This window comes from Pseudomonas parafulva, assembly GCF_000800255.1.
GTDB classification, from domain to species: Bacteria; Pseudomonadota; Gammaproteobacteria; order Pseudomonadales; family Pseudomonadaceae; genus Aquipseudomonas; species Aquipseudomonas boreofloridensis.
In genome coordinates this window covers 1,303,723-1,328,631 of record NZ_CP009747.1, presented here as the reverse complement: position 1 = coordinate 1,328,631, position 24,909 = coordinate 1,303,723, and the positions used below count along the sequence as shown (strand labels likewise).

Genomic DNA, 24,909 nt, shown 5'->3' with positions numbered 1-24,909 from the left:
AATACTGTATGAAAAACCAGTATATCGAGAAGCCTGCATGCAACTCATTGCCAAGCTCGGCATTCTTGCCGACGCCGCCAAGTACGATGCGTCCTGCGCCAGCAGCGGCGCGCCCAAGCGCAGTTCTCGCGGGCAAGAGGGCCTGGGCGCAACCAATGGCATGGGCATCTGCCACAGCTACACGCCTGACGGTCGATGCGTGTCGTTACTCAAGATACTGCTCACCAACTTTTGCTTGTACGACTGCCAGTACTGCGTGAACCGCCGCTCCAGCAATGTACCCAGAGCGCGTTTCAGCCCCGAGGAGGTGGTGCGTCTAACGCTGGATTTCTACCGCCGCAATTGCATCAGTGGTCTGTTCCTGAGCTCGGGCATCATCCGCTCGGCCGATTACACCATGGAGCAGTTGAACCGCGTCGCACGCCTGCTGCGCGAAGAACATGGTTTCCGCGGCTACATCCACCTCAAGACCATTCCCGATGCCGATCCGATGTTGATCGAGGAAGCCGGACGTCTGGCCGATCGCTTGAGCGTGAACGTCGAATTGCCCACCGACGCCAGCCTCAAACGCCTGGCGCCGGAGAAGCAGGCGCACACGATTCGCCAGGCCATGGGCATCATTCATCAGGGCCAGCAGGCGGTGGCCGGCGAGCCGCGAGCACCGCGCTTCACCCCGGCCGGTCAAAGTACTCAGGTGATCGTGGGTGCCGATGCCACCGACGACAGTACGCTGCTGCGCAATGCCGAATCGCTCTACCAGGGCTATGGCCTCAAGCGCGTCTACTATTCCGCCTTCAGCCCCATTCCTGACAGCCCCAACAGCGTGCCATTGGCCGCCCCACCGCTGCTGCGTGAGCACCGCTTGTACCAGGCCGATTTCCTCATGCGCGGCTATGGCTACACAGCCGGCGAACTCCTCGGCCAGACCGGCAACCTGGCGCTGGACGTCGACCCCAAGCTGGCCTGGGCCCTGGCCAATCGCGACGTCTTCCCGCTGGATCTGAACCGTGCCGAACCCGCCCTGCTCGCCCGCATTCCCGGCATTGGCCTGCGCAGCGTTCAGCGCTTGGTGGCGCTGCGACGCGAGCGGCGCATTCGCTACGATGACCTGATTCAATTGCGCTGTGTGCTGGACAAGGCGCGCCCGTTCATCGTCACCACCGATTACCGACCTGCCCAAAGCGAATTGCGCAGCGGTTTGCTGCGAGAGCGCTTGCGCGAACCGCAAGCGCCCGTGCAGATGGGCTTGTGGGCATGATCGCGCTGGACTGCGACGACCTGTTCAGCACCTGGCGCTCACAGGCGCGTACGCTACTGGGGCACGGCATCGACCCGAGCGAGGTCACCTGGGGTCAAGGCCCAATCGACGATCTGCTCGCACTGCCGACTCCGCTACCCGAAGGACCAGGCCCGTTCAGAGCGCGCATACCGGCTACGCTGTTGGAGCAGCTTGAACAGGCCGCACGTTACCGGGGTGATCAGCGCTGGAACATGCTGTACGAGGTGCTGTGGCGCGTCGCCCATGGCGACCGCACGGCCATGCTGGCCGGCGACCGGCTTGGCAGCGAGTTGCACAGGCGAATCAAACAGGTCAGTCGTGAAGCACACCACCTACACGCGTTTCTTCGCTTCGTCCCATTGCCAGAGCCGATTGCCAGCCATTTGCAATTGGATCTGGTGGCCTTTCACGAGCCCGCACACGACATTCTCGAAAGCGCCAGCAGTCACTTCGCCGACCGCCTCGGACGCCAGCGCTGGCTGATCGCGACGCCAGAAGATGGCATCCGTTTCGATGGGGCGCAATTGGATTACCGCCGACGCTGTCCGCCCGAATGGATCGAGTGGGCCAGGCACGCCGAAGACCCCGGCGCGGAGCTCTGGCGCACTTACTACCGCTCCACATTCAATCCTGCTCGGCTCAATCCCGACGCGCTACGCTTGCACATGCCTGGCAGGTTCTGGCGGCATTTGCCTGAAGGCATGCTCATTCCGCAACTTGAAGGGCTTGCTCGCCAAGGGAAGCAACGCGACGGGCAGGCACTGGATGTCGGCCAGCAACGGGGTAAACGGGTGGGGCGCTAAGCTCGGCGTGAACCGACAGCTTTGCTTCAGGGATGTCCGAGCCAATAGACAGCGGTCACCACCACCAGCACGATCAGACACAGGATCGCCCAGGTGTCGACGCTGACGGCGGGTTTGCGCAGCTTGGTAGGATTAGCCATTGCATTGCCTCTTGGAGTGATTATCGGAATGCACGTCACTCAGCAGTAAAGCCCAGCAATGCCCTTTGCTCAAGCAAGGTCTTTCAGTAATCGACGGGTGACGTCAAAAATGGGTAGCGGTAATCACTGGCCTTGCCCTGCGCGCTGTAGCGACGGAAATCGATGCCGTAGTCTGCCCGCTCTTGCAATGCCAACCAGCGCCGCGCCTTCGCCGGGTCGATCGGCTGCAATACCGGTAGGGTGCGCACCGTGTGACCGTCACGATCAAGCGGCAGGCCCAAGGCATCATCGTGCAGCATCACCATCGCCCAGCCGCCCAGGCTGAAATGCCCACCGACCAGTGCGCTTAGTCGCCCATCGATTCGCGCCCGCAGCGCTTCGGGGGAACTGTTGATCGCGCTGAACAGCACATCGCGGCCCGGCACCCTGCCCGCCGCTTCGAACGCCTGCATGGCCCCAAAGGCCATCTCGTCGTTTGCCGACCACACCAGACGCACCTTCGGATAGCGTTGCACCAGAATCTGCGCCTGCTCGAAAGCCCGCTGGCGGCTCCAGCCACCGGAAACCACCTGACGCAAACGGACTTGGGGAAAATCAGCGAGCGCTCGGCGCATGCCCTGCTCGCGCAATTGCGAGGCAGGCGTGGTGCTGATGCCCGAGAAGGCCAACAACTCGATGGGGCCGCTCGTCGCTGGAAGACTGGCGACCAGATCGCGCAGCATCTGGTAACCGGCCTGCTCGTCGTTGGTGATCAGCGCGCCCAGCAAAGGTGCATAGCTACCAGGCTGCGCCTTCACCGCATCGGCCTGGCTGCGCGTCAGGCCGTTGTTGACCAGCACCAGCTTGATCCCGCTGCCACGGGTCAGACGCATCACCTCCGGCGCTGCATATTGTTCGTTGACCAACATCAGATAGTCGGGTTTGTGTGGGCTGCGCAGCAACGCACGGACCTGAGCCAGTTGCCGTTCGGCCTGACGCTCACCGTATTGCACCTGCAACTGCATGCCCAGATTGTCCGCAGCCGCCTGCATGAACCGCGTATAGCTGACCCAGAATGTTTCATCTGAAAGGCCCGGGTTGAGAAACACTACCGAGGCCGCCTGCGCGTTGGCCATCAACGCCAACCCGAGACAAAGGCCGTGACACAGTGCTCTGAAGAGCATTAGGAAAATCCCTACAGCATAAAGGGAAACAGTATACGGGCCTAGCTGGAGGGTTAGAGCAAATAGCAGACAATCTCACTTAGTCCAAATGGTTCTTTTCATATGCAAAAACATCACTTTTGCGCATAAATGCACTCTGCTATCGTTGCCCCGCTCCGATCGGGAGTGCGCGGCCGTGCGCGCGATTAGCTGCATGCAGCCTGAGACAGGACTTTTATGTACGTATACGACGAGTACGATCAGCGGATCATCGAGGACCGCGTCAAGCAGTTCCGTGATCAGACCCGCCGCTACCTGGCCGGTGAGCTGAGCGAAGAAGAATTCCGCCCTCTGCGCCTGCAGAACGGCCTCTACATCCAGCGTTTCGCCCCGATGCTGCGCGTCGCCGTGCCCTACGGTCAGTTGAACGCGCGCCAGGTCCGCATGCTGGCCAAGATCGCCCGCGACTACGACAAGGGCTACGCGCACATCAGCACCCGGCAGAACGTGCAGTACAACTGGCCGGCGCTCGAGGACGTTCCCGAGATCCTGGCCGAGCTGGCCACGGTGCAGATGCACGCGATTCAGACCAGCGGCAACTGCCTGCGCAACGTCACCACCGACCAGTTCGCCGGCGTCGCGGCGGATGAACTGATCGACCCGCGCCCATGGTGCGAAATCGTACGTCAGTGGACCACCTTCCACCCCGAATTCGCCTACTTGCCGCGAAAGTTCAAGATCGCCGTCAACGGCTCGAAGGACGACCGCGCCGCCATCGAAGTGCACGATATCGGCCTGGAGCCGGTGTATAACGCGGCCGGAGAGCTGGGCTTCCGAGTCTTGGTCGGCGGTGGCCTGGGCCGTACCCCGGTGATCGGTGCGTTCATCAACGAGTTCCTGCCCTGGCAGGACCTGCTCAGCTACCTCGATGCGATCCTGCGCGTGTACAACCGTTACGGCCGACGTGACAACAAGTACAAGGCGCGCATCAAGATCCTGGTCAAGGCGCTCACCCCTGAGGTCTTCGCCGAAAAGGTCGAGGCCGAGATGGCCCATCTGCGCGGCGGCAGCACCACGCTGACCGAGGCGGAGCTGCAGCGCGTGGCCAAGCATTTCGTCGACCCGCAGTATCTGGCGCTCGACAACGTCGACTTCACTGCCCTGGAGCAGGAAAACCCAGGTTTCGCCCGCTGGCGCTCGCGCAACACCCGTGCCCACAAGAAGCCCGGCTATGTCGCCGTTACCCTGTCGCTCAAGCCCACCGGCGTGGCGCCGGGCGACCTGACCGACAAGCAGCTCGATGCCGTCGCCGATTTGGCTGATCGCTACAGCTTTGGCCACCTGCGCACCTCGCACGAACAGAACATCATTCTTGCCGACGTCGAGCAGCGCCAGTTGCACGCGCTGTGGCTGGAACTGCGCGAAAGCGGTTTCGCCACGCCGAACATTGGCCTGCTTACCGACATCATCTGCTGCCCGGGCGGTGACTTCTGCTCCCTGGCCAATGCCAAGTCGATCCCGATCGCCGAATCCATCCAGCGCCGTTTCGACGACCTGGACTATCTGTTCGACATCGGCGAGCTCGACCTCAACATTTCCGGCTGCATGAACGCCTGCGGCCACCACCATGTGGGCCACATTGGCATCCTCGGCGTGGACAAGAAAGGCGAAGAGTTCTACCAGGTCTCGCTCGGCGGCAACGCTGCGCGCGATGCGAGCCTGGGCAAGATCCTCGGCCCGTCCTTCGCCCAGGACGACATGGCCGATGTGATCGAGAAACTGATCAACGTCTACGTCGAACGACGCAACGAAGACGAACGCTTCATCGACACTTATCAGCGTATCGGCATCGACCCATTCAAGGAACGCGTCTATGCAGCGAATCATTAAGCACAACGAAATCGTCGACGAGACCTGGCACCTGCTGCCCAAGGACGCCTCTTTCGATGAGCTGAGCAACTGCGACGACTACATCGTACCGCTGCAGATGTGGCGCGATCATGGCCACGCGCTGCTCGCGCGTGACGGCGGACTGGGCGTATGGCTGGACAGCGACGAGGAAGCCGAGGAAATCGGCGAGCAGGTGCAGCACTTCCAGGTCATCGCGCTGAATTTCCCGGCCTTCACCGACGGACGCAGCTATTCCAACGCCCGTCTGCTGCGTGATCGCTATCAGTACAAGGGCGAATTGCGTGCCATCGGCGATGTACTGCGCGACCAGCTGTTTTACATGGCGCGCTGCGGCTTCGATGCCTTCGCTATCCGTGCCGACAAGGATCCGCAGGATGCACTGCAAAGCCTGAAAGACTTCTCGGTGACCTACCAAGGCGCCACCGACGAGCCACTGCCCCTGTTCCGCCGCCGCTGATCGTCGCCGCTTATCCATTACACCAAGGTAGAGCCGCTCCCTCTCGGAGCGGCTTTCACCGCCCCAACGCTCCGCCATTTTCCTCATGCATTTCATTGCCCGGCCGATACCCCGATATCCACTCGAATCGGCAGGACGCTCATGACTTCGATCACCGCCGTGCAAACCCTCGCCCCGAGGGTCGCCCTCGCGCAACCGCCCACAGCACTGACCAGCGCCGCAGATACCCTGACCGCCGCCGCCAATGTCCCGAGCAGCACCGTCTCCCTGGGGCAGCCGACCATCGCCAGCGAGCCGCAAACCTACACTCGCCAAGGGCTGCTGCCCGGGCAGACGCGCTATGTCTGGGAGAACGACAGCCAGGACAAGCTGGCTACCTCGCTGCTCACAGCGTTCAAGACGTCCAGTACCGCCGGACGTTTCAACGGCATCGGCGCGGCGTTGATCGAGCAGTTGGTACGCAACGGCGGCAGCGGCATTTCGCAATCGGTTTTCGCCGTTAGCGACGACTCGCCCATCAACCCTGCGGTGCTGAAGCTGCAGCAGACACGCTTGCGCGAGAACCCCGACAATGGCGTCAGCTTAAGCCTGACCACGGCCTCTGGCGCGACCATCAGGCTGTCGCTGGCCAGCGGCGAGAAAGGCTTGGCGGTCAGCGCCGAGGTGGATGGCGGCGAGTTGAGCGACGACGAACTGCGCGGTTTGGGCAAACTCGCCGACAGCTTCCAGTCGACCATCGATGGCTTGAACGCACAGCCCCCGCAGTTGAAACTGGGCGCACTGGCCAAGCTCGACACCACCCTGTTCTCGTCGCTGCAGATGAACGCCAAACTGCAGACGCCCACCGGCGAACAGCGTTTCTCCCTCGACCTCAACGAGCGCACGCGCAAGCTCAGCCTGGAAGGCCCCATGGGGGTGGTTCGCCTGAGCCTCGACACCCATGACGGCGAGCTGCTGGGCAGCGCAGATCAACGTAAGGCCGCGATCGCCAACTACCTGAACCAGTTCGATGCCGCCCAGCGTCGCGGCCGTGCCGACGAGAATCTGATGGGCCTGTTCAAGGACGCCTTCAGCCAGCTCAACAGCCTGGACGACACCCGCCCGACCGCTGTGCAGAAACCGTTCTCCATGACCGACAAAGACCGCGCCCTGCTCAGTGGCCTGGCCGATTTCAGCGCCTCGATCAGCGAAACTGCACAACGTAGCAACCCGATGCGCCAGGACGAAACGGACAGTTTCACCTTCAGTGCGTCGCAGCAGACCGATATTCAACGCCAGGGCCTGCAGGACTATTCGGTGCAGCAGCGCCAGCAAAGCAAGCTCGATGCCTCGTTCCACCAGGGTGCCAATCCGCTCATGGCGCTGTCGCTGGGCAGCGACCGCGAATCGCAGAACTACAGCTACCATGTGATCGACGACCAGGCCAGCAGCACCACGCGCCTGGGCTTCGACAAGGGCAAGCTGGTCGAAGCCAGTGCTACCCAGCAGGCCAGCCAGAAGGAGCGCATCCTCACCTACGTCAACGGCGACCTGAAGAGCGACGTGACCACGCCCAAGGCCGTGACCCAGTCGCGCAACCTGCAAAGCCTGCTCAAGGACGCGTTCGAGCAAGAGCGCATCGCTCAGCGCGACCGCGGTGTATCAGTGCTCGAAGGGCTGTTGCAGGGCCAGCGCAGCCAGTGGTGGCTGCAGACGGATCCGGCGAAGATCGCGGCGTGATGAGCGACACCGTGCGGCGCCTGCCCTGCGGCCACAGCCGCGATGCAGGCGCCGCGATTGCACGCACCGCCTACGCCCAGACGCCCCACACTACCCCCTGACCCCGAGCATGCCGCGATCAACGATGAAATCGATGATCGCCTGCAAGCCTTCGCCTTTCTTCAGGTTGCTGAACGTCCACGGCCGCGCTGGGCGCATGCGGTTGGTATCGCGCTCCATAACCTCCAGCGACGCACCCACGTAAGGCGCCAAGTCCGTCTTGTTGATGACCAGGAAGTCCGACTTGGTGATCCCCGGTCCACCCTTGCGTGGAATCTTCTCGCCTTCGGCCACATCGATCACATAGATCGTCAGGTCGGCCAACTCGGGGCTGAAGGTGGCGCTGAGGTTGTCGCCACCGCTCTCGACGAAGATCACTTCCAGGTTGCCGAACTTGCGCGCCAGCGCTTCTACCGCCGCTAGGTTCATCGAGGCGTCCTCACGGATTGCGGTATGCGGGCAGCCGCCGGTTTCCACACCGACGATACGCTCGGGCTCCAGCGCGCCGGCTTCGGTCAGGATGCGCTGGTCTTCCTTGGTATAGATGTCGTTGGTGACCACGGCGATGTGGTAGTGCTCGCGCATGGCTTTGCACAGCGCTTCGAGCAGCGCGGTCTTGCCGGAGCCGACCGGGCCGCCGACACCGACGCGCAGGGGTTGCTGATAGCTTTGCATGCAGGTAGTCCTCAAGAACGGAACAATCGGGTGTATTGGGTTTCGTGACGCGAAGAAGCAATGGCCAGCAATGGCAGTCCGCCGCCGAGCTGGTGGTCTTCGAGTATCAGCGCCTGATCGAGCACAGTGGGCAACTCGGCGCTCAGATCGCGTAGCAGGGTCTGGGCCGCCTGCTGGCCGAACGGCACCAGCTTGACACCGGCCATCACCGCACCTTCCAGCCAGGCGAAGCCGTGGCCCAGGGCCAGGTCGCGCAAGGGAATGGCCCAGTGCGCGCCCAGCCAGGCCATGCCGCCGAGCTGCGACAGCTCGAGACTGTCGCGCCAGGCCGGGGCTTGAGCGAGTTGCCAGCCGTCGAGCAGACGCGCAAACGCGCTGCCGCGCTGGCGCTCCTCCAGGCGCAGCTCGGCCGTCTCGCGGTTGGCCAGGAGAAAGCGGGTCCAATGGCCGAAGGCGTCGGCATCATCGTCTTGGCAGGCCTGATACAAGCGCGCCAACAGCGGCCAGTCCAGCCCGCCGAGGGTGTCGTGCAGTTGCTCGCGCTGCCAGGTGCAGAAGCCCGCGGTATCACGCACCCAGCCTGCTTCCACGGCCCACTCGAGGCCCTGCGAGTAGGTGAAGCCACCCACAGGCAGGCCGGGGCTGGCCAGTTGCAGCAGGCGCAGCAGCGCCAGGTCGGCGCTCATCAGCCGACCAGCACGAAAGCAGCGCCCGCCAGCAGACCGCCGCCGAACAACTGCTGCAACTTACTATGGCGACGCAGCAGGCAACCGACGCCGAAGCCGGCCACCAACAGCAACGCGCTGACGCTGACGAAACCTGCGCTGAACACCCAGAATGCGCTCGGGGTGGCCTCGACACCGTGGGCCCAGCCATGGAACAGGGCGAACACCGGCATGACCAAGGCCAGCAGCATTTGCCGGCTGGGCAGCAACAGTGCGCCGGCAGCCACGACCAGCGACAGGGTGATCAGGGTTTCGACACCGACCAGGTCACCGAACAGATGACCCAGCACAGCGCCGCCGAACATCGCCGACAGCGTGGCCAGAGGCAGCGACAGAGTACGACCCGTCAGCGCGGCCAATACGCCGGTCCCCAGCAACATCAGCAGATGGTCCAGGCCGGTCAAGGGGTGCAGCAGGCCATCCTGCAACGGGTTGCTGTCGTGACCGGGATGAGCGAAGGCTGGCAGGGCAATCATCAGCAACGCAAGGGCTAGGGCTTTTTTCATCATAGGCTCCAAGGCAGTTCTTCAATGGATTTACAGGCGGACGAAGGGGTGATTGTGGTTGTGCCCGTGCGCAGCGCTCTGATACGCGCCCGCCTCCGGCTCGAACGGTGCCTGTTCTAGCAGCACATCGAGGCCCAGGCCGCGTACCATTTCGTCCAGCACATGGTCGTGCTGGTAGCGCAGCAGGCCGGGCTCGATCTGCAGCGGTACGTGACGGTTGCCCAAGTGATAGGCGGCGCGGGCCAGCAGCAGCGGATCGGCGCTGCGCACCGTCGACACCTGCTCGGGCGCCGCCAGCACGCGCACTGCGTGCAGGCCGTCGGCATCGGCGAGCAGTTCGCCGCCGCGCAGCAAATGCCCGCGCGCCAGCATCAGGCCGGCCTCACGGCCATCATCGAGGGTCACGCGCAGGCGGCTCTTGATCCGGCTGTCCACGTCCAAGGTAACGGTGCCGGTCACCGAGGCGGCCTCGGCGATGCGGCGAGTCAGGACAATCATGCTTGCTCCTTCAAAACAGAAAATAGCGCTGGGCCAGCGGCAGTTCGCTGGCCGGCTCACAGACCAGCAGTTCGCCATCGGCACGCACCTGGTAGGTCTGGGCATCGACTTCGATCACCGGTTGCAGGCCGTTGTGGACCATGTCCGCCTTGCGCACCCGACGACAGCCTTGGGTCACGCCGATGAGGCTGCGCAGCCCCAGTTCGTCGGGCAGCCCGCGATCCAGGGCAGCCTGGGGCAGAAAGGTCATGCGCGTGGCGTGGCGCGCATCGCCGAAACTGCCGAACATCGGCCGGTAATGCACCGGTTGCGGCGTGGGGATCGAGCCGTTGACGTCGCCCATGGGGGCGGTGACGATCATCCCACCCTTGATCACCAGCGCCGGCTTGACGGCGAAGAAGGCGGGCGACCAGAGCACCAGGTCGGCCAGCTTGCCCACTTCCACCGAGCCCACTTCGTGGGCGATGCCATGGCTGAGCGCCGGATTGAGGGTGTACTTGGCGATGTAGCGCTTGACCCGGAAGTTGTCGCTGTAGTCGCCATCGGACGCCAGCGGGCCGCGACGCAGCTTCATCTGGTGCGCCACCTGCCAGGTACGCAGCACCACCTCGCCCACCCGGCCCATGGCCTGGGAGTCGGAGGAGGTCATGGAAAACGCCCCCATGTCGTGAAGGATGTCTTCGGCGGCGATGGTTTCGCGGCGGATGCGCGACTCGGCGAAGGCCACGTCTTCGGCGATGCTCGGGTCCAGGTGATGGCAGACCATGAGCATGTCCAGATGCTCATCGACGGTGTTGCGGGTGTAGGGCAGTGTCGGATTGGTCGAGGATGGCAGCACGTTGGCCTGGCCGGCTGCGCGGATGATGTCCGGTGCATGCCCGCCACCAGCACCCTCGGTGTGGAAGGTGTGGATGGTGCGGTCGCCAATGGCCGCCAGGGTGTCTTCGATACAGCCGGACTCGTTGAGGGTATCACTGTGAATGGCCACCTGAATGTCCATTTCCTCGGCCACGCCCATGCAGCAATCGATGGCCGCCGGCGTAGAACCCCAGTCCTCGTGCAGCTTCATGCCCATGGCCCCGGCGGCAACCTGCTCGCGCAGGGGCTCGGGTCTGGAGACATTGCCCTTGCCCAGCAAGCCGATGTTGATCGGCAGACAGTCCGCGGCCTGGAGCATGCGCGCCAAGTACCAGGGGCCCGGGGTGCAGGTGGTGGCGTTGGTGCCGGTAGCAGGTCCGGTTCCGCCGCCAATGAAGGTGGTGACGCCGCTGGCCAGCGCTTCATCCACCTGCTGCGGACAGATGAAGTGAATGTGACTGTCGATGCCGCCGGCGGTGACGATCTTGCCTTCGGCGGCGATCACCTCGGTGCAGGCGCCGATCGGGATGGTGACCCCAGGTTGCACATCGGGGTTGCCAGCCTTGCCGATGGCCACGATACGCCCGCCACGTACGCCGATGTCGGCTTTGACGATCCCCCAGTGGTCGATGATCAGCGCGTTGGTCAGCACCAGATCGACCGCGTCGGCGGCGACCATCTGCCCTTGCCCCATGCCGTCGCGAATCACCTTGCCACCGCCGAACTTGACCTCTTCGCCATACAGCGTGAAGTCCTTTTCCACCTCGACCCACAGCGCGGTATCGGCCAGGCGTACGCGATCGCCCACGGTGGGGCCGAACATGTCGGCGTAAGCCCGCCGAGAAATGCGGCTCATGCCCTGCCCTCCAGCGTGCCCATCACCTGGCCTTGGAAACCATAGACTTCGCGCTTGCCGGCGTAGCTCACCAGTTGCACGGTGCGCGATTGGCCAGGCTCGAAGCGCACGGCTGTGCCGGCGGGAATGTCCAGGCGAAACCCGCGCGTCGGTGCGCGTTCGAAGACCAGCGCCTGGTTGACCTCGAAGAAGTGATAGTGCGAGCCGACCTGGACAGGGCGGTCGCCGTGGTTGGCCACACTGACGCTGACCCGCTCGCGGCCGACGTTGAGTTCGATGTCGCCCGCGGCGACCTGGATTTCTCCGGGAATCATGCTTGCCTCCTGGGCAGGTTCAGACGATCGGCTCGTGCACGGTCACCAGCTTGGTGCCGTCAGGAAAGGTCGCTTCGACCTGGATGTCATGGATCATCTCCGGCACGCCGTCCATGACCTGATCGCGCCTCAACACCTCGCGTCCCAGACTCATCAGTTCCGCGACCGTACGGCCATCGCGGGCGCCTTCCATCACCGCAGCACTGATCAGCGCCACCGCTTCGGGGTAGTTGAGCTGCAGTCCACGGGCCAGGCGACGCTCGGCCACCAGCGCGGCGGTGAACAGCAGCAGTTTGTCTTTCTCTCGGGGGGTCAGCTCCATGGCGGGCTCTCTCAGGTGGCCCAGATGCGCGGCGGGCACGGTGCCAGGCCGAGAACGGCCGGGCGCAGCACATGCCAGAGGCGCTGCAGGGTACGTTGCAAGTGTTGGTTGTCGTGGTCGAGCAGGCGGATGACCAGTAAAGGCCCGAGCAGCGTGGCGCCAGCCGGGATGTTCAGTTCCTCGAGCAACTGACGCACCTGGTCGAGCAGGTGCGTATTGGCCGGCGCGGCGCAGAACGTCGCCACGAGGGGGTGACCGCCGAGCTTTTCCAGCCGCCCGCCTTCGATGCGCAAGCGCTCGTGCAGGCCTGGATCGTCCGGCAGGTCGATGCGCAAGCAACTGTCCAGGGCGCCGTGATCGAAACGTTCGTTCATGGCTGGTCGGCCCAGGCACAGCGTTTCCCAGGCCAGTAACCGAGCGCCAGGCTCAAGCGTGAAACGACTCTCCAGGCGCACTCGGGCCCCGTCGAACAGGATGCTGTCCTGGGGCAGCCACTCCAGTGTGCTGCCGGCCCTCAGATGGAAATGTTGGGCGACCTGGGCGGTCGGCCCGATACTGCGGTAGAACTTGCTCGCGCCGGGCATGGTGAGCAAGGCATGGCTGCCCGACTCCAACTGTATGTCGAGCTCCAGACGGTCACCGGCCACGATGCCGCCGGGCGGATGGAGAATATAGACGTGACAGGGCGCGCCCTCCGGATAGAACGGACGCTGCACCAGAAGAGGGCCAAAATGCTTGCGCGCACCAAGGCGGGTCACAGTTTCGCGTTGAACAAAGCGCAACTGCAGGAACGCACTCCAGCCTTGGTCATGGTGCAAATTATCGAGTTGTAGCGCGAACGCCATCCTGCCGCCCCTGAAATCCGTGGTTCGGGCCACCTTCGAGTCACCGACGCGCCTAAGTGCGAGGCTGGGTGTGGGTGGCCTGTGCGAGATCGCCATCGAGATATTGCAGGTTGCGGGCCAACCGCGCGCATGAACAATGATGAAGAGTACGCGTCGGCATGGGGCACGCAGGGCCAGCGTGCTCGATCTCGGGGCTGGCGTGAGCGCGTTTTCGGTGCCAGACCGGCAATCGGGATCGAGCGCCGGATTAGCGCAACAGGTTATGCATCGGTTTGCATCCCGTTCCGAAGGCTGAATCCCGACCACGGATGAATGCGATAAACACCCCAAAGATGCAGCACGGGCTAACGGGAAAGTTCAAACATTCAGATATAAAAGTTGAGGTTTACCGAACTCCAGCACCCGACTACACTCCCAACACATAAGCAGTTTCTTTATCCAAGCGGCCAGCCTTAATTGTTCGAGCATGCTTTTTACAGCCTGCCGCGCCAACTGACGGGAGTAATCATAGTGTCCAGACTTGCAGAGTTTCGCGCAGCGGAAAAAGCACTCCAGGAGCAAATCGCCCAACTGGAAGCCATGAAAAAGGATTCCAGTCTCAAACGTGAAATGGAATTCGAACAGAAACTTCTCGGGCTGATGAAGACCTATGACAAGGGCCTGCGTGAAATCGTCGCGATCCTTGATCCAAAGGGCTCCAAAGCGCCCGCAAAGACGACAGGGAGTGCGCCGAAACAGCATCGCAGGCCTCGTGTAGTCAAGGTCTACGAAAACCCGCATACCGGCGAGCTGATCGAAACTAAAGGGGGCAACCATCGGGGCCTCAAGGCCTGGAAAGAACAGTACGGTGCAGCCACTGTGGATTCTTGGGTTCGCTGATGAAACGTCAACGCCCGCTTCACAGTTTTTTCACAAGCCGTGGGCGAATATTGAACCAGCTAAAGGATTAGCGACCCCATCAAGCGCCCGCACATGCGGGCCTCTAAATTCTAGCGCCCTGCTCATGCAGGGCGCTTTCGTTTGCGCAATCGGTTCAGTGCCGTATCATGGGCGTTCTGTTTTTCCGTCGACACTCATGTGTCGACCCCGTCTGTGGAGTTCCCATGAGCCTGAATGATCTGCAAACACTGCCTGGCGTTACTGCCCAGCCCGACAGCGCAACCGCCCAGTTCGTGTTCAACCACACCATGCTGCGGGTCAAGGACATCGAGAAGTCGCTGGACTTCTACACCCGCGTTCTGGGTTTTCGCGTTGTCGACAAACGTGACTTCCCCGCTGCCGAGTTCAGCCTGTACTTCCTGGCCTTGGTGGATCCGGCACAGATTCCCGTCGATGACGCCGCACGTCACCAGTGGATGAAATCAATTCCCGGTGTTCTGGAACTGACCCACAACTACGGCACCGAGAAAGATCCCGAGTTTGCCTACCATGATGGCAATACCGATCCACGCGGCTTTGGTCACATCTGTGTCTCGGTACCCGATGTACGCATCGCCTGCGAGCGCTTTGAAACGCTCGGCGTGCCCTTCCAGAAACGCCTGCAGGACGGGCGGATGAACCACTTGGCTTTCATCAAGGATCCGGACGGCTACTGGGTCGAGGTGATCCAACCTACCGAACTCAAAGGCTGACTCCAGCCCACACGCTCGTCGGGGCCGGGAACTTCCGGCCCTTCGTTGTGGTACATAGCAAGAGGCCCTTGCACACCACCACAGCGAGGTAATCACGATGCAATCCCTTCATTGCGAGTACCGCGATCACACCATCACCGCCAGCGTGATGCCGCACCCTGACTCTCCCCTGCCCTACGCCGCTGGCTGCCTGATCACTGATCCAGAGGGTCATACCAGCCGACGCTTCTCGATACCCATGAAGTTCTTCTCGGATCTGGAGAACGCCCAGCATGTGTCACTGGCGCACGGACGGGCGCTCGTGGATGAGCGCTTGGACCGGGGACAACAGGTTGTCTGAACCTGTAGCGGCCATCACGGGCTGATCCGTGATGGCCGCTTAACCTTCCCGTGCGTAGGCCACGGCGGATTCGACTTGCTCGGGCGTCGGCCTGATCCCGGTGTACAACACGAACTGCTCGAGCGCCTGCAACGCGATCACCTCCAACCCTGTGATCACAGGTTTACCCAGCTTCTCGGCCAGTTGCACCAAGGGCGTACGGACCGGCAATGCCACCACATCGAATACCCGCTCGGCAGCGGCGACCGCCGCATGCGGGAATGCAAGCGCCTGCGCGTCCGCGCCACCGGCCATCCCGATGGGCGTGACGTTGATCAGCATCGGCGGACATAGGTCGCCCAGCTCGGGCTGCCAGGCGTAACCGCAGACATCTGCCAACTGGCGCCCTGCCTGCTCGTTGCGGGCGACGATCAGCCCCTGATTGAATCCGGCATCGCGCAAGGCACTGGCTACCGCCTTGGCCATGCCGCCGCTGCCGCGTAGGGCGAAGGCCGTTTGCGGGTCGAGCCCGTGCTGCTCCAACAACTGGCGCACCGCCAGGTAGTCAGTGTTGTAGGCTTTCAGACGGCCCTGCGTGTTGACCAGCGTATTGACCGATTCGATCGCCGCAGCGGAGGGATCGATTTCGTCCACCAGCGCCATGCACGCCTCTTTGTAGGGCATGGATACGCCACAGCCGCGAATGCCCAGGGCGCGGATGCCGGCCACTGCGGCCGGCAGGTCCTCGGTGGTCATGGCCTTGTAGTAATAGTCCAGACCTAACTGCTGGTAGAGATGATTGTGAAAGCGCACGCCAAAGGTGCCCGGCCGACCGGCCAATGAAATGCACAGTGTGGTGTCCCTGCTGGGTGCGATGGTCATCTTAGCGGAAGTCCTTGCGAGCTGAATCGATTCGCGCAGCGTAGCAGAGACGACCGCCTGTCGTCCTTACATAACCTTTACCTTGTCTTCGCACTGGCTTGACGGTTTTCCCGGTCTTATGAGCAAGCCCCATAGGTGGGGTCATCGCGAGGATCCATTCATGAATCGTCTCATCCCCGGAATCGCCCTGCTGGTCGGCGCCCTGGCCGTCAGCGGCCCTGCGGCGGCCCATGGTCACGGCTGGGGTCCAGGTCCGGTGCTTGGCGCCGCAGTGGTCGGTGCAGTCGTTGGCGCTACGGTCTACGGAGGGCATGACCGCACGGTGTATGTCGAGCGCGCGCCGACCTACTACGCGCCTCCACCGGTGTATGTACAGGCGCCGCCACCCCCGCCGCCACCTCCGGGTTATTACCAACCTTACGTGGTCGAACGTTACGTACCGGCGCCACCCCCGGTGTATCGCCGCTACTACGGACCACCGCCGGTGTATTACGGCCCGCCGCGGTGGTGAGCCACGGCGACCGTTGATAAAACTAATGACCACTATCGATGAAGTTGATTTTCACCCACCCCAGGGACTCGGTAAGTTAGCAACATGTTCTGCAGGAGGTTCATCATGCCCACTATCCAAATCGTCTCAGTCGTAGGCAGTGCAGTCCCGGCCACGCTACGTGCGCAAGGACTGCTGGCTTGCTGGTATCTGGTGCGCAATGGCGAACCGGTCGGCGGCCCGGTGACGTCGCGGCACATGGCGCAAGCCATGGCAGACCGACTGGAAGCGGACGTGCTGACCGCCTGAAACACCTGTTCTTGCGTTGCTCCTTAAGCTCTCTTGACCCGCCTTTGGCGGGTTTTTTTTGCGCTACGCTGAGCCGATCGGTTTACCTAGCACCTCCAGCGCTCTCTGGTACAGCGCCATCCGTTGCGCAGCGCCATGCGCAACACGTCCGGGCTGGCCGGTGTTGATGATGCTGCCTATATCGGCGATTCGCTGCACATCGGCCAGTTCATTCAGACCATGACTGGCCCACCACCAAGCTGCGGACTGCGCAGCGGCTTCGGCCCCCTCCAGCAGTTCCGGTTGCTCCTCCAGGGGCAGCCCAAGTGCCTTACCGGCCGCACGGTAGTTGTCCCGTCCGGTCAATTGGATCAGACCGCGTCCGCGATAGCGCCAGCCATCGCCTGAGTCTGCCGGACCATTGCCCATACGGGCGCTGTAGACATGATTGGCAATTTTCTCCGGCTGACGCGCGCAGGCTTTAGCGGTCTGCGCGTCAAACCGCTTGGGCCAGGTCCGCAACAAGGCATCGGCGCTGTAGTTGAGGTTTTCTACAAGGCAGCACAAGTGTGCCGACTCGTGTCCCACCTGGGCGATAAAGGCGGCGAGTCGCAGAGGGCGGTCGATTTCCCACTGCGATACAGCACCATTGAGGGCGGGCAGGAACGATTCGGCGACGGGGCGCGAGTTGGGAAGTATGTGCAGCAATTGCTGCTCGGTAATCCGCATTAGGTAGTCTCCAGCCAAGGAACGCATGATGAACGTGTCTCGATCTGGCCGCATATGGCGGGATGACCGAGGCCGCCGTCCAGGTTGCGCACCCCAGTTGTGCGGTACAACGCGGCAACGTTTCCTGTCCTCGCTCCAGCGCAGCGAGAAACTGCAGGTGGTGTCACCTCAGCGCTGAATCCACCCGTAGACCTGTCCAGGTCACCGGCGCGAAATCGAAACAAGAATTAAATTTCCTTCACCTTGCGCCCATTCGGAATAAGGCATTCGACAGGGATCGGGCCATACTCCAGAATGCGCCGATCAGCCAAGGGGAAACCCTTGCCCAGCAACGACATACCCAAGAGTAGTGAGCCTCAACGTGAAAACTTCCCTGTCCATCTTCAGCCTCTTGCTGGCGCTCACAGGAACAATGACATTCCCGACGACCGCGGCTGCGCAGTCTTCGATTCAGGAGCAGCGCGACCCTTCCAAGCTGCACCTGGCGTCCGGCAGCGCGCTGCTGATCGACCTGAACACCAACAAGGAGCTGTACGCCAGCCACGCCGATCGTGTTGTTCCTATCGCTTCGGTCACCAAGCTGATGACCGCGATGGTGGTGCTCGACGCCAAACTGCCGATGGACGAAATGCTCACCATGACCATCGCCAACAACCCAGACCTCAAGGGCGTGTTTTCCAGGGTCAGGCCCGGCAGCGAACTGAACCGCCGCGAGACCTTGCTAATCACCCTGATGTCGTCGGAAAACCGCGCGGCCAACAGCCTTGCCAACCACTATCCTGGCGGCTATCCGGCGTTCATCAAAGCGATGAACGCCAAGGCGCGCAGCCTGGGGATGAGCAAGACGCGCTATGTCGAGCCGACGGGCCTGTCGACTCAGAACGTCTCGACCGCCCACGACTTGGCCAAGCTGCTGATCGCCTCGCGCAAGTACCCCATGCTCAGTGAACTGTCGACCACCCGCGAGAAGACCGTGGCGTTCAGAAAGCCCAACTACACCCTGGGCTTTCGCAACACCGACCATCTGGTCAACAAGAGCAATTGGGACATCAAGCTGACCAAGACCGGCTTCACCAATGAAGCAGGGCATTGCCTGGTGCTGCTGACGCGCATGGACAACCGTCCGGTGGCGATGGTGATCCTCGACGCGTACGGCAAATTCACCCACTTCGCCGATGCCGGGCGCCTGCGCCAGTGGCTGGAAACCGGGTCGGCCAAGGCCGCACCGGCGGTGGCGATGCAGTACAAGTCCGATCGCCAGGGTCGAGCGCGGGTGGAGTGACACACGCGGGCGGCCACCCAGGGCCGCCCGTTTCAGGCCTGGGTGCTGACCATACCGCCCGAGCTGCTGCCACCCGATTTGGTCAGGGCCTTCAGCAACTCAGCAGTGGCCTTGAGAATCTGGCCATTGATAGCCGCGATCTGCCCCTGAGCGCCTGCAACTGCAGCCATCTTGGCCTTTTCCTCCATCGGCTGCGCCTGAATCTCAGCCAAGCGTTTCTGTGCCTCGGCCAACTGCTTCTGCAATTCTTTGATCAGGTCACGCATCTGCTTGATATGCGCTGGCTCATCGCTCTGCTCGCTGGCCTTGGCCTGTTCGGCCTTGCTCGCCTGCGTGGGCATCTGCACCTCGACGGTATTCGCCTTTGCAGTCGTCTGCTCACTGTCTCCACTGGCCTGAGCAGAGGATTGCGTCCCTTGAATCGTGAAGTTGACGCCGGTGATTCCGACCATTTCCTGTCTCCGCAAAGCGTTTGATCAAGCCTGTTTATCGACCGCAAACCGCCGATCTTGAGCCCTCAGCCCTCCGGCAACAGACTGCGCTCGAACAGAAACGGCCCGTTGGCATGCGGCAGATGCTCGTAGACCTGCTGCGGTCGACCCAACCGTGGCTGAATGCGCTCGCCCGTATCACCCACCCAGCCCGCGTCCTTCAGGCGCTCCAGGCGTTTGCGCAATGAGGTGTTGTTGACCGTTCGCCCCAGACACGCCTGGGTCGCAGTCAGCGCCTCGAGCACGGTGAAACGTGCGGGTAACAGGTACAGGGGCAAGCTGCTGTAGAGGCTCTTGGCGGCCAGACGCTCACAGGCTCGCTGGATCAGCAGGGCGTGGTCGAATGGCAGCACCACTTTGCGCGCCGACAAGTCGTCCAGGTCGAAGAACGCCTGCTGTTCACCGTCGAGCACCTGTGCCGGATCGAGCAGGGCCAGATAGTAGGTGCTCAGCGACCAACCCCGTGGATCGCGAAACGCGTTGCCCTCGGTACCGACCTGCTCCAGGTGCCGTGGCCGCACCTGAGCTTTTTCCTGCAACGCTCGCGCGGCGGCGGCATCCAAGCTGTTGTCTGGTGTACGGCCATTGACGATCACCCCCGGCAACGCCCATTGGCCCAGATGCGGTTCGCGTTCGCGGCGATGCAACAGAACCTGAAGGCGCTGCGCCTGCAAATCCAGGCGCAAGGCAACGATGTCCACGCTGGCCATGACGGCTATCGAACTCATCCCGACTCCTTTTTTTCAGCCTATATTCCACCAGGTATTTTTTATGATGCAAGCCAAATCCCATAAATAAAAGCGCTTGACACACTTAAACCACCAGATGGATTATGTAGCCATTCCAGCCGAGGAGCCTTCCGATGAAAATCGCCAGTTTCGACGTAGACGCCCAGAACGGCTTCACTGCCAACGCCCCGCTCGAGCTGCCTGTGCCTGACGGCCATCTGATCGTCCCGGCACTCAATGCCATGGCCCGCCGCGCCGATCTGCGTCTGGGCAGCAAGGACGCTCACCCGGCCAAGGCGGCCTGGACAGTCGATGAGGCCAGTCAAATGCTGCAACCCTTGCCGCTGGCCAACGCCGACCTGACCTGGGTCAGCCACTGCGTGCCGGGCACGCCAGGCTTCGAACTGCTGCCTGGCCTGCCGGCCCCGATCGACTACGACTACTTCGTCTGGAAAGGCGTGGAACCCGATCTGCATCCTTACGGCGCCTGCTACCACGACCTGGCCGAGCGTCGCTCCACCGGGGCGATCGAATTTCTCAAGGTGCAAGGCGTGGAAACGGTGATCGTCGGCGGCCTGGCGCTGGATTACTGCGTGCGAACCACCGCCTTGCAGCTCAGGCGCGCGGGTTTCCAGGTGTTGCTGTACCTCCCAGCCTGCCGCTCCCTCAGCACCCAGGGCGGCGAAGACGCCTGCTCCGAATTGATCCGCGCCGGCGTGCTGACATGCCCTGACGAAGCCGCACTCGACCGCCAACTGGCCCTGCTCAAGGAGACCCGCCCATGAGCGACGACGTATTCGCCCCACGCATCATCCAGAACTTGCTGGACACCGATTTCTACAAGATCACCATGATGCAGGCGGTCTTGCACAACTACCCTAACGCCGAAGTGGAATGGGAATTCCGCTGCCGCAACGCCGAAGACCTGTCGCCCTACCTTGCAGAGATCCGCTATCAGATCGAACAGTTGGCCGATGTCTCGGTCACTCACGACCAACTCGCCTATCTGGAGAAGATCCCCTTCATCAAGCCGGACTTCATCCGCTTTCTCAGCCTGTTCCGCTTCAACCTGCGGTATGTCCAAGTTGGGCTGGACGATGCCGGGCAACTGGCGATCCGCGTGCGCGGGCCCTGGTTGCACGTGATCCTTTACGAAATCCCTCTGCTGGCGATCGTCTCCGAGGTGCGCAACCGCTACCGCTATCGGGAAGTGACCATGGAGCAGGTCGGCGAACGCCTGTATCAAAAGCTCGACTGGCTCAAGCGCGAAGCCAGCGCCGATGAACTGGCGGGCTTGCAACTGGCCGACTTCGGTACCCGCCGTCGATTCTCCTATCCGGTCCAGGAGCAGGTGGTACGCATCCTCAAGCACGATTTTCCGGGCCGTTTCGTCGGCACCAGCAACGTGCACCTGGCCCGTGAATATGAACTTCGGCCGATCGGCACCATGGCCCACGAGTGGTTCATGGCCCACCAGCAACTCGGTCCGCGCCTGGTCGACAGCCAAGTGGCCGCACTGGAATGTTGGGTGCGCGAATATCGCGGCTTGCTGGGCATCGCGCTGACCGACTGTATCGGCATGGACGCGTTCGTCAGGGACTTCGATCTGTATTTCGGCAAGCTCTTCGATGGCCTGCGTCACGACTCGGGCGATCCGCTGGCCTGGGCGGAAAAAGCCATCGCCCACTATCAGCGCCTGGGCATCGATCCGTTGAGCAAGACCCTGATCTTCTCCGACGGCCTGGACTTCGCCAAGATGCTGCAGCTTTACCGCGCCTTGCATGAGCGCATCAACGTCAGCTTCGGCATCGGCACCCACCTCACCTGCGACATTCCCGATGTGACACCGATGAACATCGTGATCAAGATGACCGCCTGCAACGGCGCGCCGGTGGCGAAAATTTCCGACAGCCCGGGCAAGACTCAATGCCGTGACGAAAACTTCGTCGCCTACCTGCGTCATGTGTTCAACGTGGTCTGATGCAGACCACTGCTGTCGCCGGCACCGGCAAGGCCGGTCGGCGACAGCGGTATGCCGGTCGGGCGGGGCTCTGGACTGAAGCGTTCTGACAAAACTGAAAATGTTATATTATAACAATCATCAGCTTTCCAATCGTCTTCTCCCCTCCCACCCTCACTCCAGAGCTCACCATGACCCAGCACCCAGCAGTCGCCTCCCATCCAACCGACCTTTACGCCGACACCGAGATGGCCTGCCTCGCCGGCGCCAAGGCCGCGCTCTATCGCTGGGCCGCGACCGTGGCCACGCGAGATGTCGACCAGGTGCTGGCCCTCTACGCCGAAGACGCGATCCTGGTGCCGACCTTGTCCAATCAGGTACGCGATTGCCAGGACAGTCGCCGCAACTACTTCGAGAACTTCCTGGCCAACGACGGCCTGGTCTGCGATATCCAGGTGTTCAAGAAGCGCGTCAGCCGCAAGCTCGGCACCGTGGTGGTCGGCGGCCTGTACACCTTCGTTTACCGCCAGGCCGGCGAGCAGCGGGTGGTGCCTGCCCGTTTCCTGTTCACCTTCGAACGCATCGAAGCGCAGTGGCTGATCACCGGCCATCACTCCTCCATCGAGGCCTGAGCAGCCGCGCGCACGTCGAACGCGCAGCCGCAGATTCTTTGCCGGCCCTCTCGTTGCCAGGTGCAATTGTCGGTATGGTGGTGTCAAAGAAGGATGTTTTACCCGCACAGGAAAGACTTTGATGCCCCACCGCAATGTCATCAACGCCTCCGTCAGCCCCAAGGGCAGCCTGGAGACACTGTCGCAACGTGAAGTCCAGCAACTGAGTCAGGCCGGTACCGGCAGCCTCTATACCCTCTTCCGCCAATGCGCCCTGGCCATCCTCAACACCGGCGCGCATGTCGACAACGCCAAGACCATCCTTGAAGCCTACAAGGACTTCGAGGTGCGCATTCACCAGCAGGACCGAGGCGTGCGCCTGGAGCTGCTCAATGCACCGGCCGACGCGTTCGTCGACGGTGAAATGATCGCCAGCACCCGCGAAATGCTGTTCAGCGCGCTGCGCGACATCGTCTACACCGAAAGCGAGTTGGCCAGCCAGCGCATCGACCTGGAGAGCTCACAGGGCATCACCGACTATGTCTTCCACCTGCTGCGCAACGCGCGCACCTTGCGCCCGGGCGTGGAGCCGAAGATGGTGGTGTGCTGGGGCGGTCACTCGATCAGCACCGAGGAATACCAGTACACCAAGAAGGTCGGCCACGAACTGGGCCTGCGCAAGCTCGACATCTGCACCGGCTGCGGCCCCGGCGTGATGAAAGGTCCGATGAAGGGCGCCACCATCGCCCATGCCAAGCAGCGCATGGCCGGCAGCCGCTACTTGGGCCTGACCGAGCCGGGCATCATCGCCGCCGAGGCGCCCAACCCCATCGTCAACGAACTGGTGATCCTGCCGGACATTGAAAAACGCCTGGAGGCGTTCGTACGTGTCGGCCACGGCATCATCATTTTCCCCGGTGGCGCGGGCACGGCCGAAGAGTTCCTGTACCTGCTCGGCATTCTCATGCACCCGGACAACCACGACCTGCCCTTCCCGGTCATTCTCACGGGACCGCGCAGCGCCGAGCCGTTCCTGCAGCAACTGCATGCGTTCGTCGGCGCCACCCTCGGCGAGGCCGCGCAGCGTCATTACCAGATCATCATCGACGACCCGGCCGAAGTGGCTCGACACATGGTTGAAGGCCTCAAGGCGGTCAAGCAGTTCCGCCGCGAGCGCAACGACGCCTTCCACTTCAACTGGCTGCTGAAGATCGACGGCGGCTTCCAGCATCCGTTCGACCCCACCCACCAGAACATGGCCGACCTGGCCCTGCGCCGCGACCTGCCGCCCCACGAACTGGCCGCCAACCTGCGTCGGGCGTTCTCCGGCATCGTCGCGGGCAACGTCAAGGACAAGGGCATCCGCCTGATCGAGGAGCATGGTCCTTACCAGATCCGCGGTGATCAGGCGATTCTCGACCCGCTCGGCAAGCTGCTGCAGGCGTTCGTCGACCAGCACCGGATGAAGCTTCCTGGCGGTGCGGCCTATGTGCCGTGCTATCAGGTCGTGACCTGAGTTCCTGGAATTTTGCCTCTGCCGCAGCGGCGCTTCGTCGCTGCGGCTTCCTTCACCGAAGGATGTCGTGGGTAATACATTTCTCGCAACACCTCGCAGACTTTTCCTCCGCTGAGCAGTGAACCAGACCACAAAAAAAAGGTCTTTGGCTGACGGTCAATCCACCGATCGGCTCACGGCCCATTCACCGGGCTTTTCATCCGTTACTGCTTCTGCGAAGACCACCATGCCCGAATTCCGCCGCGCCACCCTCGCCCTCCCCGTGCTGTTCGCCTCGCTGCTCGTTGCGGCCCCCTTGGCCGATGCCGAAGAGGCCAGCACCGATGCGCGCTGGGTCAGTGACAGCCTCAGCACTTATGTGCGCAGCGGTCCGACCGACGGCCACCGTATCGTCGGCACGCTGAAATCCGGACAGAAGGTGACGCTGGTCAGCAGCCAGGGCAACTACAGCCAGGTGCGCGGCCAAAGCGGCGACCTGGTGTGGATCCTCACCAGCGACCTGCAAGCGGTGCCCGGCCAGAATGAGCGCCTACCCCAGCTCGATGCTCAGGTGGCGGAGCTCTCTGGTCAGCTCAAGACCATCGACGACAGTTGGAAGACTCGCGTGCAAGGCATGCAGGAGACCCTGGACTCACGCAAGGCGTTGATCGACGAGCTGCAAGCGCGCAACAAAACCTTGGATGAGCAGCTCGAGCAGTCCCAGTCGACGCTGCGCGATACCCAGGCGCGCCTGGGCGACGAGAACAAGCAGGTGATGATGCGCTACATGGTGTACGGCGGCAGCATTGCCGGCGCCGGCCTGTTGGTGGGCCTGATCTTGCCGGCGCTGACCCGCGGCCGTAAACGCAATGACCGCTGGTTCTGACCTGGCGCTCGAAGGGCTTCGTCGCGAC

Annotated in this window: 29 protein-coding genes; 16 read left to right on the top strand and 13 right to left on the bottom strand. The window is 62.5% G+C overall.

What is annotated here, in order from left to right; translation table 11 throughout:
- Window positions 1–37: 37 nt before the first annotated feature.
- Both NJ69_RS05920 and NJ69_RS05915 read left to right on the top strand, forming a co-directional pair.
- Window positions 38–1,258, top strand: a complete 1,221-nt coding sequence (locus NJ69_RS05920) for a putative DNA modification/repair radical SAM protein (RefSeq protein WP_039577085.1) — start codon at window positions 38–40, stop codon at window positions 1,256–1,258.
- Window positions 1,249–2,082, top strand: coding sequence for a TIGR03915 family putative DNA repair protein (locus NJ69_RS05915; RefSeq protein ID WP_039577082.1), 834 nt, complete (start codon window positions 1,249–1,251; stop codon window positions 2,080–2,082). Before NJ69_RS05920 ends, NJ69_RS05915 begins: the two co-directional genes overlap by 10 nt.
- 223 nt (window positions 2,083–2,305) lie before the next feature.
- On the opposite strand, the gene NJ69_RS05910 is transcribed toward NJ69_RS05915, so the two are convergent.
- Window positions 2,306–3,385, bottom strand: a complete 1,080-nt coding sequence (locus tag NJ69_RS05910; RefSeq protein WP_039577080.1) for an ABC transporter substrate-binding protein — start codon at window positions 3,383–3,385, stop codon at window positions 2,306–2,308.
- A gap of 216 nt (window positions 3,386–3,601) precedes the next feature.
- On the opposite strand from NJ69_RS05910, the gene NJ69_RS05905 reads away from it, so the two are divergent.
- From NJ69_RS05905 to NJ69_RS05895, 3 genes are all read left to right on the top strand, one after another.
- Window positions 3,602–5,254 carry a nitrite/sulfite reductase gene (locus NJ69_RS05905; RefSeq protein WP_029614854.1) on the top strand — a complete coding sequence of 551 codons (1,653 nt, stop codon included), beginning with the start codon at window positions 3,602–3,604 and terminating at the stop codon, window positions 5,252–5,254.
- Window positions 5,238–5,732 carry a DUF934 domain-containing protein gene (locus NJ69_RS05900; protein ID WP_029614853.1) on the top strand — a complete coding sequence of 165 codons (495 nt, stop codon included), beginning with the start codon at window positions 5,238–5,240 and terminating at the stop codon, window positions 5,730–5,732. The genes NJ69_RS05905 and NJ69_RS05900 overlap by 17 nt, the downstream gene beginning before the upstream one ends.
- A 141-nt stretch (window positions 5,733–5,873) precedes the next feature.
- The gene (locus tag NJ69_RS05895; protein WP_039577078.1) at window positions 5,874–7,451 is read left to right on the top strand and encodes a hypothetical protein; all 1,578 of its coding nucleotides are present in this window, start codon (window positions 5,874–5,876) and stop codon (window positions 7,449–7,451) included.
- A 90-nt stretch (window positions 7,452–7,541) separates the two neighbouring features.
- Here NJ69_RS05895 and ureG read toward each other — a convergent pair whose 3' ends face one another.
- Genes ureG through NJ69_RS05855 form a run of 8 tightly spaced genes read right to left on the bottom strand, consistent with a single transcriptional unit; the run spans window position 7,542 to window position 13,089 of the window.
- Entirely contained in the window at window positions 7,542–8,165 is a 624-nt protein-coding gene (gene ureG, locus NJ69_RS05890) for an urease accessory protein UreG (RefSeq protein WP_039577075.1), read from the bottom strand.
- Window positions 8,166–8,176: 11 nt separating this feature from the next.
- A complete protein-coding gene (locus NJ69_RS05885) occupies window positions 8,177–8,851 on the bottom strand; it encodes an urease accessory protein UreF (RefSeq protein ID WP_039577072.1) in 675 nt (224 codons plus the stop codon).
- A complete protein-coding gene (locus NJ69_RS05880) occupies window positions 8,851–9,396 on the bottom strand; it encodes a HupE/UreJ family protein (protein ID WP_039577069.1) in 546 nt (181 codons plus the stop codon). The genes NJ69_RS05885 and NJ69_RS05880 overlap by 1 nt, the downstream gene beginning before the upstream one ends.
- 30 nt (window positions 9,397–9,426) lie before the next feature.
- Complete coding sequence (gene ureE, locus NJ69_RS05875; protein WP_029614851.1) at window positions 9,427–9,894, bottom strand: urease accessory protein UreE; 468 nt, start codon at window positions 9,892–9,894, stop codon at window positions 9,427–9,429.
- Between the two features lie 10 nt (window positions 9,895–9,904).
- Window positions 9,905–11,608: an urease subunit alpha gene (ureC, locus tag NJ69_RS05870; protein WP_039577064.1), complete on the bottom strand. Its 1,704-nt coding sequence runs from the start codon at window positions 11,606–11,608 to the stop codon at window positions 9,905–9,907.
- Window positions 11,605–11,922: an urease subunit beta gene (locus tag NJ69_RS05865; protein WP_029614849.1), complete on the bottom strand. Its 318-nt coding sequence runs from the start codon at window positions 11,920–11,922 to the stop codon at window positions 11,605–11,607. Before NJ69_RS05865 ends, ureC begins: the two co-directional genes overlap by 4 nt.
- Window positions 11,923–11,941: 19 nt before the next feature.
- Window positions 11,942–12,244, bottom strand: a complete 303-nt coding sequence (locus NJ69_RS05860; protein WP_029614848.1) for an urease subunit gamma — start codon at window positions 12,242–12,244, stop codon at window positions 11,942–11,944.
- Window positions 12,245–12,255: 11 nt separating this feature from the next.
- Window positions 12,256–13,089 (bottom strand): urease accessory protein UreD, encoded by an 834-nt coding sequence (locus NJ69_RS05855; RefSeq protein ID WP_039577060.1) that lies wholly within the window; start codon window positions 13,087–13,089, stop codon window positions 12,256–12,258.
- 510 nt (window positions 13,090–13,599) lie between these two features.
- On the opposite strand from NJ69_RS05855, the gene NJ69_RS22335 reads away from it, so the two are divergent.
- The 3 genes from NJ69_RS22335 (at window position 13,600) to NJ69_RS05840 (ending at window position 15,060) form a co-directional block, all read left to right on the top strand.
- Complete coding sequence (locus tag NJ69_RS22335) at window positions 13,600–13,968, top strand: histone-like nucleoid-structuring protein, MvaT/MvaU family (protein WP_080754718.1); 369 nt, start codon at window positions 13,600–13,602, stop codon at window positions 13,966–13,968.
- A 224-nt stretch (window positions 13,969–14,192) separates the two neighbouring features.
- A complete protein-coding gene (gene gloA / locus NJ69_RS05845; RefSeq protein WP_039577054.1) occupies window positions 14,193–14,720 on the top strand; it encodes a lactoylglutathione lyase in 528 nt (175 codons plus the stop codon).
- A gap of 97 nt (window positions 14,721–14,817) precedes the next feature.
- Window positions 14,818–15,060: a hypothetical protein gene (locus NJ69_RS05840; RefSeq protein WP_029614844.1), complete on the top strand. Its 243-nt coding sequence runs from the start codon at window positions 14,818–14,820 to the stop codon at window positions 15,058–15,060.
- Window positions 15,061–15,099: 39 nt separating this feature from the next.
- On the opposite strand, the gene NJ69_RS05835 is transcribed toward NJ69_RS05840, so the two are convergent.
- Window positions 15,100–15,921 (bottom strand): shikimate 5-dehydrogenase, encoded by an 822-nt coding sequence (locus tag NJ69_RS05835; RefSeq protein WP_039577051.1) that lies wholly within the window; start codon window positions 15,919–15,921, stop codon window positions 15,100–15,102.
- A 160-nt stretch (window positions 15,922–16,081) separates the two neighbouring features.
- Here NJ69_RS05835 and NJ69_RS05830 point away from each other — a divergent pair, with 160 nt between their 5' ends.
- Window positions 16,082–16,432: a hypothetical protein gene (locus NJ69_RS05830; protein ID WP_039577049.1), complete on the top strand. Its 351-nt coding sequence runs from the start codon at window positions 16,082–16,084 to the stop codon at window positions 16,430–16,432.
- Between the two features lie 105 nt (window positions 16,433–16,537).
- Entirely contained in the window at window positions 16,538–16,720 is a 183-nt protein-coding gene (locus NJ69_RS05825) for a hypothetical protein (protein ID WP_029614841.1), read from the top strand.
- A gap of 63 nt (window positions 16,721–16,783) precedes the next feature.
- Here NJ69_RS05825 and NJ69_RS05820 read toward each other — a convergent pair whose 3' ends face one another.
- Window positions 16,784–17,428: a glycoside hydrolase family 19 protein gene (locus NJ69_RS05820; protein WP_039577047.1), complete on the bottom strand. Its 645-nt coding sequence runs from the start codon at window positions 17,426–17,428 to the stop codon at window positions 16,784–16,786.
- Window positions 17,429–17,789: 361 nt separating this feature from the next.
- On the opposite strand from NJ69_RS05820, the gene pbpG reads away from it, so the two are divergent.
- Complete coding sequence (pbpG, locus tag NJ69_RS05815; RefSeq protein ID WP_039583114.1) at window positions 17,790–18,710, top strand: D-alanyl-D-alanine endopeptidase; 921 nt, start codon at window positions 17,790–17,792, stop codon at window positions 18,708–18,710.
- A gap of 32 nt (window positions 18,711–18,742) precedes the next feature.
- Here pbpG and NJ69_RS05810 read toward each other — a convergent pair whose 3' ends face one another.
- Window positions 18,743–19,162 (bottom strand): hypothetical protein, encoded by a 420-nt coding sequence (locus tag NJ69_RS05810; RefSeq protein ID WP_039577044.1) that lies wholly within the window; start codon window positions 19,160–19,162, stop codon window positions 18,743–18,745.
- A 65-nt stretch (window positions 19,163–19,227) separates the two neighbouring features.
- A complete protein-coding gene (locus NJ69_RS05805; protein WP_039577042.1) occupies window positions 19,228–19,929 on the bottom strand; it encodes an NUDIX domain-containing protein in 702 nt (233 codons plus the stop codon).
- A gap of 134 nt (window positions 19,930–20,063) precedes the next feature.
- Here NJ69_RS05805 and NJ69_RS05800 point away from each other — a divergent pair, with 134 nt between their 5' ends.
- The 5 genes from NJ69_RS05800 to NJ69_RS05780 all read left to right on the top strand — a co-directional run bounded on the left by NJ69_RS05800 (window position 20,064) and on the right by NJ69_RS05780 (window position 24,881).
- Entirely contained in the window at window positions 20,064–20,714 is a 651-nt protein-coding gene (locus NJ69_RS05800; RefSeq protein ID WP_039577039.1) for a nicotinamidase, read from the top strand.
- Window positions 20,711–21,910 carry a nicotinate phosphoribosyltransferase gene (pncB, locus tag NJ69_RS05795; RefSeq protein ID WP_029614836.1) on the top strand — a complete coding sequence of 400 codons (1,200 nt, stop codon included), beginning with the start codon at window positions 20,711–20,713 and terminating at the stop codon, window positions 21,908–21,910. The genes NJ69_RS05800 and pncB overlap by 4 nt, the downstream gene beginning before the upstream one ends.
- A 170-nt stretch (window positions 21,911–22,080) precedes the next feature.
- A complete protein-coding gene (locus tag NJ69_RS05790) occupies window positions 22,081–22,521 on the top strand; it encodes a DUF4440 domain-containing protein (protein WP_029614835.1) in 441 nt (146 codons plus the stop codon).
- 121 nt (window positions 22,522–22,642) lie between these two features.
- Entirely contained in the window at window positions 22,643–24,016 is a 1,374-nt protein-coding gene (gene ppnN / locus NJ69_RS05785) for a nucleotide 5'-monophosphate nucleosidase PpnN (RefSeq protein WP_039577036.1), read from the top strand.
- 226 nt (window positions 24,017–24,242) lie between these two features.
- The gene (locus NJ69_RS05780) at window positions 24,243–24,881 is read left to right on the top strand and encodes a TIGR04211 family SH3 domain-containing protein (RefSeq protein ID WP_039577034.1); all 639 of its coding nucleotides are present in this window, start codon (window positions 24,243–24,245) and stop codon (window positions 24,879–24,881) included.
- The last annotated feature ends 28 nt before the right edge of the window (window positions 24,882–24,909 follow it).

What these genes read in the sequence shown, in the direction of transcription:
- NJ69_RS05840 (WP_029614844.1), top strand. Translation starts at nt 14,818, where the DNA reads ATGCAATCCCTTCATTGCGAGTACCGCGATCACACCATCACCGCCAGC.
- pncB (WP_029614836.1), top strand. Translation starts at nt 20,711, where the DNA reads ATGAGCGACGACGTATTCGCCCCACGCATCATCCAGAACTTGCTGGAC.
- NJ69_RS05885 (WP_039577072.1), bottom strand. Translation starts at nt 8,851, where the DNA reads ATGAGCGCCGACCTGGCGCTGCTGCGCCTGCTGCAACTGGCCAGCCCC.
- NJ69_RS05835 (WP_039577051.1), bottom strand. Translation starts at nt 15,921, where the DNA reads ATGACCATCGCACCCAGCAGGGACACCACACTGTGCATTTCATTGGCC.
- NJ69_RS05900 (WP_029614853.1), top strand. Translation starts at nt 5,238, where the DNA reads ATGCAGCGAATCATTAAGCACAACGAAATCGTCGACGAGACCTGGCAC.
- ureE (WP_029614851.1), bottom strand. Translation starts at nt 9,894, where the DNA reads ATGATTGTCCTGACTCGCCGCATCGCCGAGGCCGCCTCGGTGACCGGC.
- NJ69_RS05800 (WP_039577039.1), top strand. Translation starts at nt 20,064, where the DNA reads ATGAAAATCGCCAGTTTCGACGTAGACGCCCAGAACGGCTTCACTGCC.
- ureC (WP_039577064.1), bottom strand. Translation starts at nt 11,608, where the DNA reads ATGAGCCGCATTTCTCGGCGGGCTTACGCCGACATGTTCGGCCCCACC.
- NJ69_RS05820 (WP_039577047.1), bottom strand. Translation starts at nt 17,428, where the DNA reads ATGCGGATTACCGAGCAGCAATTGCTGCACATACTTCCCAACTCGCGC.
- NJ69_RS05790 (WP_029614835.1), top strand. Translation starts at nt 22,081, where the DNA reads ATGACCCAGCACCCAGCAGTCGCCTCCCATCCAACCGACCTTTACGCC.
- NJ69_RS05865 (WP_029614849.1), bottom strand. Translation starts at nt 11,922, where the DNA reads ATGATTCCCGGAGAAATCCAGGTCGCCGCGGGCGACATCGAACTCAAC.
- NJ69_RS05880 (WP_039577069.1), bottom strand. Translation starts at nt 9,396, where the DNA reads ATGAAAAAAGCCCTAGCCCTTGCGTTGCTGATGATTGCCCTGCCAGCC.
- NJ69_RS05860 (WP_029614848.1), bottom strand. Translation starts at nt 12,244, where the DNA reads ATGGAGCTGACCCCCCGAGAGAAAGACAAACTGCTGCTGTTCACCGCC.
- NJ69_RS05905 (WP_029614854.1), top strand. Translation starts at nt 3,602, where the DNA reads ATGTACGTATACGACGAGTACGATCAGCGGATCATCGAGGACCGCGTC.
- NJ69_RS05920 (WP_039577085.1), top strand. Translation starts at nt 38, where the DNA reads ATGCAACTCATTGCCAAGCTCGGCATTCTTGCCGACGCCGCCAAGTAC.
- NJ69_RS05830 (WP_039577049.1), top strand. Translation starts at nt 16,082, where the DNA reads ATGAATCGTCTCATCCCCGGAATCGCCCTGCTGGTCGGCGCCCTGGCC.
- ppnN (WP_039577036.1), top strand. Translation starts at nt 22,643, where the DNA reads ATGCCCCACCGCAATGTCATCAACGCCTCCGTCAGCCCCAAGGGCAGC.
- NJ69_RS05895 (WP_039577078.1), top strand. Translation starts at nt 5,874, where the DNA reads ATGACTTCGATCACCGCCGTGCAAACCCTCGCCCCGAGGGTCGCCCTC.
- gloA (WP_039577054.1), top strand. Translation starts at nt 14,193, where the DNA reads ATGAGCCTGAATGATCTGCAAACACTGCCTGGCGTTACTGCCCAGCCC.
- NJ69_RS05825 (WP_029614841.1), top strand. Translation starts at nt 16,538, where the DNA reads ATGCCCACTATCCAAATCGTCTCAGTCGTAGGCAGTGCAGTCCCGGCC.
- ureG (WP_039577075.1), bottom strand. Translation starts at nt 8,165, where the DNA reads ATGCAAAGCTATCAGCAACCCCTGCGCGTCGGTGTCGGCGGCCCGGTC.
- NJ69_RS05805 (WP_039577042.1), bottom strand. Translation starts at nt 19,929, where the DNA reads ATGAGTTCGATAGCCGTCATGGCCAGCGTGGACATCGTTGCCTTGCGC.
- NJ69_RS05910 (WP_039577080.1), bottom strand. Translation starts at nt 3,385, where the DNA reads ATGCTCTTCAGAGCACTGTGTCACGGCCTTTGTCTCGGGTTGGCGTTG.
- NJ69_RS05780 (WP_039577034.1), top strand. Translation starts at nt 24,243, where the DNA reads ATGCCCGAATTCCGCCGCGCCACCCTCGCCCTCCCCGTGCTGTTCGCC.
- NJ69_RS05810 (WP_039577044.1), bottom strand. Translation starts at nt 19,162, where the DNA reads ATGGTCGGAATCACCGGCGTCAACTTCACGATTCAAGGGACGCAATCC.
- NJ69_RS05855 (WP_039577060.1), bottom strand. Translation starts at nt 13,089, where the DNA reads ATGGCGTTCGCGCTACAACTCGATAATTTGCACCATGACCAAGGCTGG.